At 56.8% G+C, this 14,393-nt stretch carries 12 protein-coding genes and 1 tRNA gene; 3 read left to right on the forward strand and 10 right to left on the reverse strand.

What is annotated here, in order from left to right:
- Window positions 1–87: 87 nt before the first annotated feature.
- From CFT65_RS14580 to CFT65_RS14590, 3 genes are read left to right on the forward strand one after another with little or no spacing between them, the layout of a single operon-like run.
- Window positions 88–822: a response regulator transcription factor gene (locus CFT65_RS14580; protein ID WP_088828811.1), complete on the forward strand. Its 735-nt coding sequence runs from the start codon at window positions 88–90 to the stop codon at window positions 820–822.
- A complete protein-coding gene (locus CFT65_RS14585) occupies window positions 815–2,452 on the forward strand; it encodes a FecR family protein (protein ID WP_088828812.1) in 1,638 nt (545 codons plus the stop codon). The genes CFT65_RS14580 and CFT65_RS14585 overlap by 8 nt, the downstream gene beginning before the upstream one ends.
- Before the next feature lie 33 nt (window positions 2,453–2,485).
- Window positions 2,486–5,053: a CHASE2 domain-containing protein gene (locus CFT65_RS14590; RefSeq protein ID WP_088828813.1), complete on the forward strand. Its 2,568-nt coding sequence runs from the start codon at window positions 2,486–2,488 to the stop codon at window positions 5,051–5,053.
- 31 nt (window positions 5,054–5,084) lie between these two features.
- Here the strand turns inward: CFT65_RS14590 and CFT65_RS19310 are convergent, their stop codons facing one another.
- The 10 genes from CFT65_RS19310 to rseP form a co-directional block, all read right to left on the reverse strand.
- Window positions 5,085–5,492 carry a fibronectin type III domain-containing protein gene (locus CFT65_RS19310; protein ID WP_228705860.1) on the reverse strand — a complete coding sequence of 136 codons (408 nt, stop codon included), beginning with the start codon at window positions 5,490–5,492 and terminating at the stop codon, window positions 5,085–5,087.
- 281 nt (window positions 5,493–5,773) lie between these two features.
- A tRNA-Met gene (locus CFT65_RS14600) sits at window positions 5,774–5,850 on the reverse strand.
- Between the two features lie 69 nt (window positions 5,851–5,919).
- Window positions 5,920–6,606, reverse strand: coding sequence for a ribonuclease HII (gene rnhB / locus CFT65_RS14605; protein ID WP_088828814.1), 687 nt, complete (start codon window positions 6,604–6,606; stop codon window positions 5,920–5,922).
- Window positions 6,606–7,787: a lipid-A-disaccharide synthase gene (lpxB, locus tag CFT65_RS14610; RefSeq protein ID WP_088828815.1), complete on the reverse strand. Its 1,182-nt coding sequence runs from the start codon at window positions 7,785–7,787 to the stop codon at window positions 6,606–6,608. Before lpxB ends, rnhB begins: the two co-directional genes overlap by 1 nt.
- Before the next feature lie 18 nt (window positions 7,788–7,805).
- Complete coding sequence (gene lpxA / locus CFT65_RS14615; protein WP_088828816.1) at window positions 7,806–8,597, reverse strand: acyl-ACP--UDP-N-acetylglucosamine O-acyltransferase; 792 nt, start codon at window positions 8,595–8,597, stop codon at window positions 7,806–7,808.
- The gene (gene fabZ / locus CFT65_RS14620) at window positions 8,597–9,034 is read right to left on the reverse strand and encodes a 3-hydroxyacyl-ACP dehydratase FabZ (protein WP_088828817.1); all 438 of its coding nucleotides are present in this window, start codon (window positions 9,032–9,034) and stop codon (window positions 8,597–8,599) included. Before fabZ ends, lpxA begins: the two co-directional genes overlap by 1 nt.
- Window positions 9,035–9,045: 11 nt before the next feature.
- Window positions 9,046–10,071 carry a UDP-3-O-(3-hydroxymyristoyl)glucosamine N-acyltransferase gene (lpxD, locus tag CFT65_RS14625; RefSeq protein ID WP_088828818.1) on the reverse strand — a complete coding sequence of 342 codons (1,026 nt, stop codon included), beginning with the start codon at window positions 10,069–10,071 and terminating at the stop codon, window positions 9,046–9,048.
- 47 nt (window positions 10,072–10,118) lie between these two features.
- Window positions 10,119–10,616, reverse strand: coding sequence for an OmpH family outer membrane protein (locus tag CFT65_RS14630; protein WP_088828819.1), 498 nt, complete (start codon window positions 10,614–10,616; stop codon window positions 10,119–10,121).
- 45 nt (window positions 10,617–10,661) lie between these two features.
- Window positions 10,662–12,980: an outer membrane protein assembly factor BamA gene (bamA, locus tag CFT65_RS14635; protein ID WP_088828820.1), complete on the reverse strand. Its 2,319-nt coding sequence runs from the start codon at window positions 12,978–12,980 to the stop codon at window positions 10,662–10,664.
- Between the two features lie 44 nt (window positions 12,981–13,024).
- Entirely contained in the window at window positions 13,025–14,374 is a 1,350-nt protein-coding gene (gene rseP, locus CFT65_RS14640) for an RIP metalloprotease RseP (RefSeq protein WP_088828821.1), read from the reverse strand.
- Window positions 14,375–14,393: the final 19 nt, after the last annotated feature.

The following is a 14,393-nucleotide window of genomic DNA, read 5'->3' on the forward strand; positions in this document are numbered from 1 at the left end:
TTGTGATAATTACTTGATATAGCAGAGTAGTCCGCCACAAGCTCTGCTCCATAACAGGCAAGAGAGCAACACTCCGGGAGAGGCTTAATGCGTATTGCTTTGCTTGAAGATGAAACCGAACAGGCACAGCACATCCAGTCGATTCTGTCTGAACGCGGGCATCACTGCGACAGCTTTCCTACCGGCCAAAATTTCCTGAGCGCGGTGCTCCATCGCAGCTACGACCTGCTGATTCTGGACTGGCAGATTCCAGACATGACCGGCATAGACGTTCTCGAGAGCGTTCGAGCCCAGCTGAACTGGCCAATTCCAGTGGTTTTTCTTACCCAGCGGGACAGCGAGGCAGACATTGTTCGCGCGCTAGACGCCGGCGCTGACGATTACCTGGCAAAGCCCGCCCGAGCAGCGGAACTGGTCGCGCGTATCAGCGCCCTGGCAAGACGTTCCAACCCCGACAGCGAGAAGGAAGTGCTGCGCTATGGACCGTTCGAAATCAACACGCAGCAACGAGTCATTGCACTGCACGGTGAGGCACTGACCCTGACCGACAAAGACTTTGACCTGACCCTGTTCCTGTTTCAGAACCAGGGCCGACTGCTGACTCGGGAAATGCTGCTTGAACGCGTCTGGGGTCTGGCGCGGGACATCAATACCCGTACCGTCGACACGCATATGAGTCGGCTTCGCCGTCGCTTAGGCCTTAATCCGGAAAACGGCTTCCGCATCAAGACAATTTACCAGCGGGGTTACCGCCTGGAAGCCATGAAGGCGCAGGATCAGGCGTTTGACGTCGAAGAACCCGCCAGGGCAGCCAATGACTGACAGCCTGGGTCCGCGATTACCGGCACTGCTGCTGATGCTTGCAATGCTTGCTTGCGCAGCGCCCACGGCTGCAGAACTGTCCGTGACGCGTGGTTCAGTGGGGCACTCGGAGGTTTCGTCAGCCAACCCAGTACCTGAGTGGATCTACACCTTGCGACCAGGAGAGAGTTTTTCGGAAGTGGCCACCGACCTGCTCGCCCCGAATTATTCCGCAAGCCGCCTGCTGCAGTACAACAAGATTGGCAACGGCGCCATTCTGGGTGCCGGGGACAGCGTTCGAATCCCCCTTGCCTGGCTGGAGCGCCAACCGCAACCGGCACGGGCGACATCAGTAACCGGAACCGTGCAGCTGATTTCCGGAAATACCGGTCGGAAAACGCCCCTTGGTGAAGATACCCTGATCCGTGTCGGTGATGAAATTCTGTCGGCGTCCGGAACCGCCACCATTGAACTGGCGGATGGCTCGGAAGTGCGAATTTCACCGAATTCACGACTGATCTTCAACCGCCTGACCCAATACGGCAAAGCGGGCATGGTGGATACCCGGCTCCGACTCGACAGGGGCGAGATACACACCCGGGTAAAGCCGGTAATGGAAGGTGGCGCCAGATTCGAGATTGAAACTCCATCGGCTGTTGCCGCCGTTCGCGGAACCGCATTTGCACTCCAGACATCCGCGGAGGGCACTCGCCTGCAGGTAACCGAGGGCAATGTGGACTTTGGCGCGCCCGGCAAGGCCCGCCGCATTCCCGCGGGTTTCGGGGCCAGCCTGTCCACCACCGGGAATGACGGCCTGAGCATTCGCCGTCTGCCGCCAGCCCCGGCGCTCAATCCACTTCCCCCGAGACTGACCCAACTGCCCACCACCATGACCTGGCAGGAAAGCCGCGCGCCCATGCATCGGGTGGATATTTTTGAAAGCGACACCGGGCGCTGGGTGGAAAGCCGCAAACTCACCGGCAACAGCTTTGACATCGGGCGGCTGGATAACGGCAGCTATGAGGTACACCTCGCGGCGCTCGACGCGCGCGGTACCACAGGCATGCCCCGTGTCGTCCCGGTGGAAGTCGATCTTCAGGCCAGGACAGCCAGTCTTGTTTCTCCGGAAGATCGTGGCACGGTCAACGACGATATGCCCGAATTCCGCTGGCAGCTCAACGGCGATAATGAGGTGGCTCGAGTAGAGATAGCCGAGGACAGGGACTTCCGGAACCTGATCGCCACCAGCGAGTGGGCACCGGAAACGGCTGCCCTGCCCTCACGCCCGCTTGGGCCAGGCAAGTATTTCTGGCGCGTGGTAACCGAAGCAGGCGGCAACTCAGTTGCTACAACGCAGCCGCGAGAGCTTGTGGTCAATGGCAGCCTGCCTCCGGTTCGGATTATCAGCGTGAACTACATCGAAAGCCAGGTAAGGGTGTTCTGGGCAAAGGTAGACACGGCGACAGACTACCGTTTGCAACTCTCGGAGGAGCCGGGCTTCAACAACATCATCAAGGAGGCAACGCTGCCTGATACCACGGCAGCCTTGCGTCTTATTCCCGGAAGGCGGTATTTTGTGCGCCTGAAAGCTCTTTCTGATGGTACTTTGCAAAGCCGCTGGGGACCAGGGAGGGAATTGTACCTGGAATAATCCGTTGATCGACCGAAACACACAGCAGGGCTCATGAACCGGGATTGGCTGCCAATTAAAACGACCCCCTGGACTCTGGGCCTGATACTGCTGGCACTGCTCCTGCTTATCCAGACAACGGAACTGCCTCAACGCCTGGATTACTGGCTATACGACCAAGCCATCACCTCGAATCCTCTGGAAGCCTCGGATGAGGTGATTCTGGTGACGATCGACGAGCTTAGCCTGAATCGCCTGGGCCGCTGGCCCTGGCCCCGTCACCTGCACGCAGAGCTCATTGCCAAGCTCAACGAGGCAGGCGCAAAAACCATTGTGTTCGATATTCTGTTCGCCGAACCGTCGCCGGACGACCAGCAACTGGCAGAACAGATGCGAAGCCACGGCAACGTCATCCTGCCGGTCTATCTGTCTCCGCCAACGTCCCAGTACCTGTTAACTGAACAATTGCCGGTTGGAAAGCTGGCTTTAGCGGCCGCAGGACTTGGCCACGCTCACGTAGAACTGGACAGCGACGGCGTCGCTCGAGGTCTGTACCTGTTCAATGGCCTGGGGCATCAACTCTGGCCAAGCCTTGCCATGGCCGCCAGCGGGGTCGGACCACAAAATTCAGAGACCAAAGAAACCCTTCCCTATGTGAATGTTCGAGATCAGTATCGGGCCGTCCCTCTGATCGGTGGCGCGGGCTCGCTTCAGTCTTACTCGTTTGCAGAGGTCCTCACACAACCGCCCGCACCCGAACGTTTCAAGGGTAAAACAGTCTTTGTCGGCGCCACAGCAGCCGGTTTCGGCGACATACTGCCCACGCCGTTCTCGGGGCTGAGCCGTCCGATGTCCGGCGTTGAATTCCACGCCAACGTGTTTTCGGCATACATGCAGGGATTGTTGATTCGCCCGGCACCGGAGTGGGCCTCGGCCCTTCTTTCTATATCAATCATTCTGATACTCGCGCTGGCCCTGCCTCCGATGCGCCCGGCACGCACCCTGCTGGCCTGTACAGCGGCCCTGGCCGGGCTGGCCAGCCTATATCTGTTCATGCTTCTCGCGATGAAATGGTGGATACCCCTGGCGAACGCTTTGCTGGTCCCTCTGCTGGCATTTCCAGTTTCCAGCGGCCTTCGACTTGCCATGACCAACCGTTTTCTAAACCGGCAGCTGGACGACCTTGCCAGGAGCCCCCAGGTTGCCCTACCCGCGCCCTCAGGACGGAACCCAACGCAACTTCTGGAACACTTCAAGGCGCTCTTCCATCCTACAGGATGGCTTCTGATCGAGGAGAACGACGTCCTCTCCGCCCGCGGATTGTCGCGGGCCGATATTCCGGCTGACCTCCCCCCCGGCCAATGGTTCCACGACAGCAACCGAAGCTGGATTCGGCTCTTGCGTGCCGGAACCCGCTACCATCTGGGCCTGGTGCTGCCCAATGATCTTGGGCGCGAGGCCATCCAGCGCTATTTGCGCAGACTTCATCTAGAGCAGACTGATCCAGCGGATTCAGCCGCAAGACCCAGCGAAAATATCTCAGCACGAATCGAGCGGGTTCGCATCGCCACGGATCGGCTGAATCACATGCAACAGTTTATTCGCAGAAGCTTCGAGCGCATGCCAGACGGGATCATCGTGACCGATGAGCTGGGCGTTATCCGCTTTGCCAACGGCCATATAGAAGAGTGGTTCCGCGAGCCCATGCCGAGTCTAGCCGGCCTGCCCCTGGTAAGATTGCTTGAGGGGCATGACCCTCGAGAAACGCCACCCTGGCATGAAACGGTTTCCGATACCCTGACCCTGCAGCAGAGCCGCACGGTGGATTTGAGAATTCGCGACAAGGATTTCCTGATTCATTTCGCCCCGTTTTCAATGCCCGACAGTGACCAGCAAGGCATCATTGCCAACATTTCCGACATTTCGGAACTGAGAGAACAGCAGCGTCAGCATCGCGAAGCCATCGACTTTATTTCCCACGACGTGCGTTCACCTCTGGTTTCCCAGCTTGCTCTGATTGAACAATTGAAACGAGACCCCAGTCACATTGAACAGGAACAACTCGAACAGCTGGGAAGACTGGCCCGCAGAAGCTATCACCTGGCCGAGGAATTCGTGCAGCTGGCACGGGCGGAACAGTTAACAGAAACCCGGTTCTACGAATGCGAATTTCTGGCTATTGTTGAAAACGCACGAGATAGCGTCAGTGAACAGGCCGTCGAGAAACAGATACAGCTCCAGTTACACGGCACCGAAGATCTGTGGCTGAAAGGCAACGCAGAGCTTCTGGAGCGGGCAGTTATTAACCTGTTGACCAATGCAGTTCAATACAGCCCCAGTGGATCAGACGTCAGCATTCAGGTATTCCGCGCCGGGCACGAGGCCTATCTGACTATTGCCGATGAAGGCACCGGAATCGATCCGGAAGAACTCCCGCATCTGTTTGACCGCTACCGGCGTCAGAAAAGCACTGAATTGGCTGGAGTGCACGGGACGGGACTCGGGCTTTCCTTCGTTAAAACCGTCGTGGAAAAACACAGGGGGGAGATTTCGGTGTCTTCAACACTGGGAGAAGGCTCTGCTTTCACCCTCAAACTTCCGATTGCAGATCCTCTGGCCTGAGACTTCACACTTCAGGCCCGGGGCTCTGATCTCAAGAACGGATAGACTTGCTTACAACATCAGAGGGCTCACTGATCAGCCCATTGATATCCTGAACCTGGATCGTGAAATACCAGGTCCCTGCATCCAGACCACCTACTTCGTAGGACATTTCCGCTTCAGCCTGGGCATTGGTGACGACAACCTCTTCATTCAGCTCGTCAGCATCCTGACCGTATCGGATGACGTATCTATCGAGCTCACCCATCGGGATGCTCTCGCCGTTCACACGGGTCAGCGGAGCGCTCCAGCTCAATACAGCGGAACGTTCAGGAGAGGAAGTCTCGCCGCTTTGTGTACTTGCAGAACCGGAAGAACCACCACCGCCACACCCTGTGAGTAGTGCTCCCAGAACAAACGCGGCAATCCATGCCTGTGACACTTTGATGACGCGTTTCATGTGTAATCAGCACCATTTTCTCGTCGATTTTATGGAATTATATAAAACGGCGCTGATTATCGATGTGAAGTCTGTCATTTCCCTAGTTACGAAATTGTCAATTTCTCGTCAGGGATCGGCAATGAAGTAAGGGAAGTTACTGATTAGGCGAGCAAAAATTTGCCTGAAGAAACTGATAGCAGCTGGCCGTACTATAAAAAAATCTAAGCCGGGAAAGAGATGGGGGGAAGGAGGTGGTTTTAAAGCAAAAAGGCCCGCGAACGCGGGCCTTTTCTGAATAGTGGTAGCGGGGGCAGGATTCGAACCTACGACCTTCGGGTTATGAGCCCGACGAGCTACCAGACTGCTCCACCCCGCATCAAAACTGGTTGTTTACCGGGCTGCCCCGATCAACGTGCGCGTATACTAAGGATTGGATAGACAACTGTCAATCGATATCTTCAAAAAGGTCGGCACGATACTGCAGTTGCTCAGGCTTTGGCGCCAAATCCTCGCGATAGAAACCCACCTGCTCGATCACCTCCTGAATCGGGCGAAAGGAGCGGCGGTGTTCAGGGGTTGCTCCGAGGCGGCGCAGGGCTTCCAGGTGGACCGGCGTCGGATAACCTTTGTGCTGCGCCAGACCGAACCCGGGGAAACGCGCTTCCAGCGCTTCCATTTCCCGGTCACGGGTTACTTTGGCAATAATAGAAGCGGCGCTGATGGCTGCCACCCGACTATCGCCTTTGACAACCGGTTCCGACGGCCAGCGCCACTTGGGACATCGATTGCCATCCACCAGAACGTACTCAGGCACCACGGTCAGCCCCGACACTGCACGCTCCATAGCCAGCATTGTGGCCTGGTAGATATTCAGCCGGTCAATTTCCTGGGACTCGCACCGGCCAATGCTCCAGGCTTTAGCATGCTCGAGAATCTGATCGTAGAGGGCATTGCGACGCTTCTCGGTCAGCTTTTTTGAGTCAGCCAGGCCTGCGATCGGCCGATCCGGATCCAGAATGACCGCGGCAGTCACGACGGCCCCGATGAGCGGCCCCCGACCGACTTCGTCCACACCGGCAAGCAAAGAACCGGTGTAACAACACTCGAAGGGTGGCAAAGGGCTCTTGGGCATCAGTGGGCACCCTGCTCTATCAGATCTGAGATCGCCTGAGCGGCTTTTTCATCGGCCCCCTGCTTCAGCGAATGGTGCAACTCGGTAAAGGCTTCTTTAAGCCGTGCCCTCTCTTCTTTGTTCTCCAGCCGCTCAAGCACTGCTGCACCCAGACTCTCGGCCGTGGCATCGTCCTGGAGCAGCTCCGGCACAAGCTGGCGCTTGGCGAGGAGATTGGGCAATGCGACATGAGGCACCTTCACCAACTTCGACAGGAGAGCATAGCTGAACCGGCTCAGGCGGTACCCTACAACCATCGGCTTTTTAAGAAGCATCGCTTCGAGTGTTGCCGTTCCAGAAGCCAGTAGCACAACGTCGGAGACGGCCATCACATCCCTGGAACGCCCACGTACGATGGTAACCGGAAGCTTCACCTCCAACGCATCGACCAGGTGGCGCACTTGCTTCTCTCGGTCCCGGTTCACGCAGGGGATGACTAACTGCAGATCAGGTCTTCTTTCCTGTATCCAGCGAGAGGCCTCAAGGAACAAGGTACCAAGTCTCTCCACTTCTCCTGCACGACTACCGGGAAGAACCGCCAGTACGGGTGCATTCGCATCTATTTCCAACGACTCCCGCATCTTGAGAGTATCCGGCGCCATGGGAATTCGATCCGCCAGTGGATGGCCCACGAAGGCCACAGGTACCTGATGCTCCTCGTAAAACCTCGCTTCGAACGGGAACAGAGTGAGCATCAGGTTGACCGATTTGGCAATTTTGAAGATCCGCTTCTGCCGCCAGGCCCAGACCGATGGGCTGACATAATGCACGGAAAGAATGCCGGCCTCCCGGCAGCGCCGCTCGATAGCAAGCGTAAAATCCGGAGAATCGATACCGATAACAACATCCGGTGGCGTGGCGAAGAAATAGTCCAGGAGCCGGGCCCGGATGCGGAACAGTTCACGAATTCGCCCAAGAACCTCCACCAGCCCCATGACCGAAAGACGTTCCATCGGCACCAGGGAATGAAATCCCTCCGCAACCATTTCCTCCCCGCCAATGCCGACGAACCTGGCCTGGGGATAGCGTTGGCGCAGCGAACGGATCAGGCCGGCACCGAGGATATCCCCCGATGCCTCACCGGCAATGATTCCGAATGTGATTTTACGCTCGCTGATGGTCGCGTGAGAAAGATCTGTCACCGACAGGCTCCTGCCGGGTTAGCGGATGATGCCGCGGTGAGCTCCACGCAGGGAGTCAATGAGGGGACGTATTTCTGCAACATCGGAGTAGGACTTCTCAAGCTCTTCAACGGCCTGTTCTGTCGTCAGCCCCTGACGATAGATCACCTTGTAAGCGCGGCGCAAAGCCAGCAAGACATCTTTGCTGAAACCACGACGCTTGAGGCCTTCCACGTTCATGCCGTGCGGCTCGGCGGACTGACCGCTCGCCATCACATAGGCCGGGATGTCCTTGAGTACTATGCTGCCTCCGGCCGCCATGCTGTGGGGACCAATATGACAGAACTGGTGCACCATGGTCCCACCGCCCAGAATCGCGAAATCGCCGACGGATACATGGCCCGCCAGGGTGGCACAATTAGCCAGAATGGTGTTGTCACCGACGATACAGTCATGAGCGACATGCACATACGCCATCAAAAGGTTGCCGCTGCCGATACGGGTTTCACCACGGTCCTGGACCGTGCCCCGGTGGACGGTACAATTCTCGCGGATCACATTGTTGTCACCAATCACCAATGTGGTTGGCTCGCCCGCGTATTTCTTGTCCTGGCATTCCTCGCCGATACTGGAGAACTGGAAAATACGGTTATTCCGGCCGATAACCGTCGGACCCTTGACGACCACGTGGGACAGAATCTCGGTACCCTCGCCGATTTCCACATCGGGGCCAATGTAGCTCCACGGCCCGACAGTGACGTTGTCCCCGAGCCTGGCTGACGGGTCTACAATCGCCTGAGGATGGACACCCGACCAGTCATTTGTCGCCATCAAACTTCTCTCTCAGCGGTCAGAATCTCTGCCACGCAGACGACTTCACCGTCGACCAGGGCGCGACACTCGAATTTGTAAATACCCCGTTTACCGGAGATGAGTTCCGACTCCATACACAGTTGATCCCCCGGCAAAACCGGACGCTTGAACCGTGCCTTGCTCGAACCGGCGAGGTATTGTACCACGCCGTCAGCAGGTTTCCGGCCCACAGTCACAAAACCGAGAATGCCCGAAAGCTGGGCCATGGCTTCGATAATCAGGACCCCCGGCATGATCGGGTTGTTCGGGAAGTGGCCCTGGAAGAACGACTCGTTAAACGAAATATTCTTGTAGCCCTTGATCGATTTTCCCTTTTCGACCTCTGTGACCCGATCCACCAGCAAAAACGGGTATCGGTGCGGCAGGTATTCCAGAATTTCGTCGATGTTCATCATGTTGATCGGCCTCAGCCCTCTAATTTCTTTTCCAGTTCTTTTACCCGTCGCGCCAGGGTATCCAGCTGGCGAAAGCGCACGGCATTTTTGCGCCACTGACGGTTGCTATCAGCGCTGGTGCCGGATGAATAGACTCCCGGCTCCCGGATGTCCCCGGTAACCAGAGTCATTCCTGTCAGATGAACCTGATCTGCAATGTCCAAGTGGCCGGCCACGCCCGAGGCGCCACCAAACACGCAGTGCCGACCAATACGAGTACTGCCGGCAATGCCAACCATGGCCGCCATGGCGCTGTGATCACCGATGCGAACGTTATGGGCAATCTGGATCAGGTTATCGAGCTTCACACCGTTGCCAATCACCGTGTCGTCCAGTGCCCCGCGATCAATGGTGGTGTTTGCACCCACTTCCACATCATTTCCGAGCACAACCCGACCGAGTTGGGCGATACGATGCCATACGCCCTTCTCATTGGCGAAGCCAAAACCGTCGGAGCCAATAACGGCGCCGCTGAGGATGTGACAACGCGCACCGATGACCACATCGTGGGCCAGCGTTACCCTCGGCCGAATCAGCGTGCGGGATCCGACGCGGGCACGGGCACCAATAACCGAGCCTGCTCCAACAACGACTTTCTCGCCGATCTCTGCTTCCGCTTCCACTACCACGTTGGGGCCAATACAGGCGTCCTCAGCAATGCACGCAGACGGATCCACTACTGCAGTCGCGTGAACACCGGGGGTAGCAACGGGGGCGGGATCAAACCAGTGGCTCAGTTGAGCATATCCGAGATAAGGGTTATCCAGTAACAGGACGTTGGTCGGAGCATCTTTGGCCGATGCCGGCGAGACAATAACGGCCAAGGCGCGCGTATCTGCCAGGTATTTACCGTAGGACGGATTGGCAAGGAAACTGATCTGGTCGGGACCAGCAGCCTGCAAGGTCGCAAGGCCCGATACCTTCACATCAGGATCACCCCGTAGCTCCGCACCCAGGGCATTGGCAATATCCCCAAGGCGATAGGACCTTTCTGTCATTGCGAGCTCCCAAGCAACGATCAGGGCACCGGGGTGCCCGTCACAGATTAACGGTTCAGTTTTTCCAGAAGCTGAGAGGTCAGATTCATTTCCGGCTTTACATAGACGACCGCTTCGCTCGGCAGGATCAGATCGAGGTTATTTTCCTCGAGCAGCTCCTTGACCGCTGCGTCTACCTCGGGACGCGCCTGCTCGAGAAACGCCTGCTTGCGCTGATTCACTGTAGAATCCAGCCGCTGCTTCAGAAAGTTGAACTCTTTTACCTTTTCCTGGAACTCGCCGGCCAGTTTGTTACGCTCGCTCTCGTTCATCATGGCACCGTCTTTTTCCAGACGCTCCTGAAGTTTGCGAGCTTCTTCCTGCGCTTCGCGAACCCGGGCTTCATCGCCAGCAAAGTCTTTCTGAAGCGACTCGCTGAAGGTCTTGGCATCGTCAGACGAAAACAGTGCCTGACGCAGATCGACCACACCAATGCGGGTTTCGGCCATCGCCGGGAATGAAAGCGCCAGCATCACGGCAGCGAACATCAACACAAATCGGGACATTGGTTTTCTCCTGGTTTTCATCCGTAGATAATTATTATCCATGCTTTAGAAGGTCTGGCCCAGCGAGAACTGGAACACCTGGGTGTCGTCGCCCGCCTTGTCGTTCAGGGGGTAGGCAAGACTGAATGCCAATGGACCAACTGCGGTAATCCATTGGAAACCAACACCCGCCGCCATCCGGATTTCGTTCAGCTCCGGATCGAAACCCCGTGCCGTGTCAAAGACCTGGCCGGCATCCAGGAAGAACGCGGTTCTCATGGAGCGGGTATCACCGGCAAATGGTGTCGGGAAAATCAGCTCCAGGCCACCCTCGGTCAGCAGGTTGCCCCCGAACGGATCAGGATCCGAGAGGTCGTTTACGTTATTCGTTGCCCTCAAGCCAAGCGAGTTCGCCTCATAACCACGAACCGAACCATAGCCGCCCGTGTAAAAGTGCTCGTAAAATGGCATCTGGCTGCGATCGCCGTAGCCATCCCCATAACCGATCTCAGATCGCGCCCGGAAAACCCAGCGATTGTCATCAGTCACAGGGTAGTAGAAATCGGTTTTATGGGTGGCTTTATAGAAGGTCAGGTCACTGCCTGGAACCGCCACATCCAATGACAGCGAGTGACTGTAACCATCAGTCGGCAAAACACCACGGTTCAGGGTACTGCGCCGCCAGCTTCCGAACAGGAAGAAGTTGGTAAACGAATCGCCCTCTTCATCAATAAACTCACTCACCTCCTGAGAGGTAAACAGGCCTTCCTTCAAATTTGACTGGGTGATACCGGCGCCAAAGTTCAGGCGGGTGATGCTGTCGGTCGGATAGCCGAATGTAACTCGGCCACCGTACTCATCCAGAAGGAACGAGGAGATATCTTCCTCTTCGTAGTCCGTCTCGCGGGCGAATACGCTGAAGCCCCTGCTCACTCCGTCAACGGTGTAGTAAGGGTCCAGATAGGAAATGTTCGCACTCTTGATGGAATCACTGACGTTCACGCCAAACGACACCCGCTTACCGGTACCAAAGAAGTTATTCTCGGAGACATTGGCTCCAAGAATCACGCCGGAATCCTGGGAAAAACCAACAGAGGCGGACAGGCTGCCTGTGGGCTGCTCCTCAACAGCATAGTTCACATCGACCAGGTCGTCGGTGCCGGGCACTGGCACGGTTTCGACGTTTACGGTCTGGAAGAAACCAAGGCGCTCAAGTTTGGTCTTGGAGAATTCGATGCGGTCGGAGGAGGCCACGCCGCCCTCCATCTGCGTCATTTCTTGGCGCAGCACATCATCTCGGGTCGACACGTTGCCGTCGAAATTGATCCTGCGCACATAGGCCCGCTTGCCGGGCTCCACAAAGAAGGTGACTGCAGCCGTGTTGTTCTCACCGGGCTCGGGAACGGCGTTAACGTTGGCGAAGGCATAGCCCTCACGCCCGAGCCGGAATGCCAGGGATTCGGAGATTGCTGTCATACGGGAGCGGGAGAACACATCGCCTTCCTCAACCGGAATCAACGCACGCAACTCCTCTTCCCCCACGATGAGATCACCGCGAAGGTTGATCTCGGAAATGGTGTATTGGGGGCCCTCATTCAGGGCAATCGCAATGAAGACTTTTTGTTTGTCCGGGGAAATGGAGACCTGACTGGATTCCACGTTGAAATCGAGATACCCACGGTCAAGATAGAATGACCGTAGCGACTCCAGATCGCCGCTAAGCCGCTCTCTGGCGTACTTGTCCGAGTTAGTCAGGGAGTTCCACCAGCTTGTGGCCTGCAGCTCGAACAGTTCCTGCAGTTCCTCGTCACTGAAGTCCTTGTTGCCGATCAGGTTGATATGGTGAATCGCAGCGACCGAGCCCTCGTTGATATCCAGACGAATCGCAACGCGGTTTCTGGGTAGTTCCTCGGCCGTTGCCTTTACCCGGGCGTTGTAGCGCCCCTGGGCAATGTAGGAGCGCAGGATTTCCAGCTCAAGACGCTCAAGAGTTGCGCGCCGAAACACCTGCCCTTCCTGAAGCCCGGCACCCGCCAGCGCGTCCATCAACATCTCGGTTTCGATGTTCTTGTTACCCTCAATCTCGATGTCACTGATGGAGGGGCGTTCGCGCACCGTCAGGATGAGTACGCCGGCATCCCGGCTGGCCTCAATGTCGGTAAAAAGACCGGTCCGGAACAGCGATTTGATCGCATCAGCCAGCTCAGTCTCGTCCACCTGTTCACCAATATTGACAGGGAACACGGAAAACACGGTACCCGCAGATACCCTCTGCAAGCCTTCCACCTCAATATCCGCAACCGTGAACTGATCAGCAAGTGCTGGCTTCAGGCCGGACACAGCCACAGCGAGGCCAACGGCTACACCTAGAAGAGAACGTCTCATTCAAATATTTCGCCTGGTTAATGCGCGTAAGGAGCTCGCAATTCTCACAACCGCATCAGGTCGTTGTAAAGAGCAAACACCATTAATGTGAGGATCATTGCCATACCAATTCGTAATCCAAACGCCTGAGCCTGCTCGGAAAGCGGCTTTCCACGGAGGGCTTCGATGGTGTAGTAAACGATATGACCACCATCAAGAACAGGCACAGGTAAAAGATTCAGAATGCCCAGACTCACGCTGAGATAGGCAAGAAAACGCACGAAGTCTTCGAATCCGGAGCTGACACTGGCTTCAGCCACCCGGGCAATGGTGATGGGCCCACTGAGATTGCTGGGTGACAGCAGGCCGGTGACCATCTTCTTGATAGCCACCAGCGTCAAACGGGTATCTGCCCAGGTTTCGCTGAGAGCAACCGGAACAGCGGCAAGCGGACCATAGCTGACGTCACGCAGCACCTCTTCCGGCCATGAAATGGCTTCCACGCCGGCACCAACAAAACCAATTGACTCGCCACCTTCCTCTGTCCTGGCTTCCGGTGTCACCGTGACGGACTGTTCTGTGCCATTGCGCTCAATGGTTACCTGAAGTCTCTGTTCCGGGGCATTGCGAATAAACTCAACCAGCTCAAACCAGCTGCTGATCGACTCACCATTGACGGCCACGATGCGATCTCCGGGCTGCAGCCCGGCGGCCTGGGCTCGGCCGCCGTCGGAAATCTGACCCAATACAGGCGGCACAGCAGGGCGCCATGGCGTAATGCCGAATTCGGCTAACGGATTGGGCGTATCGTCACTCAGGCCCCAGCCGGAAAGTTCACCGCTCACGGTACCGCGTGCGCCACCCTCGGATACTTCCATGGAGATCAGACCATGCTCGCCAGTCCGCTCCAGAATCCGCATATTCACATCACGCCAGGAACTGACCCGATGGCCGTCCACAGCATGAATTTCCATGCCCTCGTGCAGACCGACCCGCTCGGCCACACTGTCATCACCAATCTGGCCGACAATTGGGGCAACATGGGTAACGCCAACCACACTCAGCAGCCAGTAGGCAAAAATGGCGAAAATGAAGTTGGCCACAGGGCCGGCCGCCGCTATAGCAATACGCTGGCCGGGAGGCTTGGAGGTGAAGGCCTGGTCTCTTAATTCCTCTGGCACCGGACCTTCGCGCTCATCAAGCATTTTTACATAGCCACCCAGTGGAATGGCGGCGACCGCAAACTCGGTCCCATGCTTGTCGTACCAGGAAAACATCGGTTTCCCGAAACCCACAGAGAAGCGAAGCACTTTTACGCCACAACGCCGGGCAACCCAGAAATGACCGTATTCATGGAGGGTCACCAGGATGCCCAGGGTAAGCGCGAGTGCGAGGATGGTTTCAATAATCTGCATAGCGTTCCTGATTGAATGG

Origin of the sequence: Marinobacter sp. es.048 (assembly GCF_900188435.1) — a bacterium.
Classification (GTDB): Bacteria; Pseudomonadota; Gammaproteobacteria; order Pseudomonadales; family Oleiphilaceae; genus Marinobacter.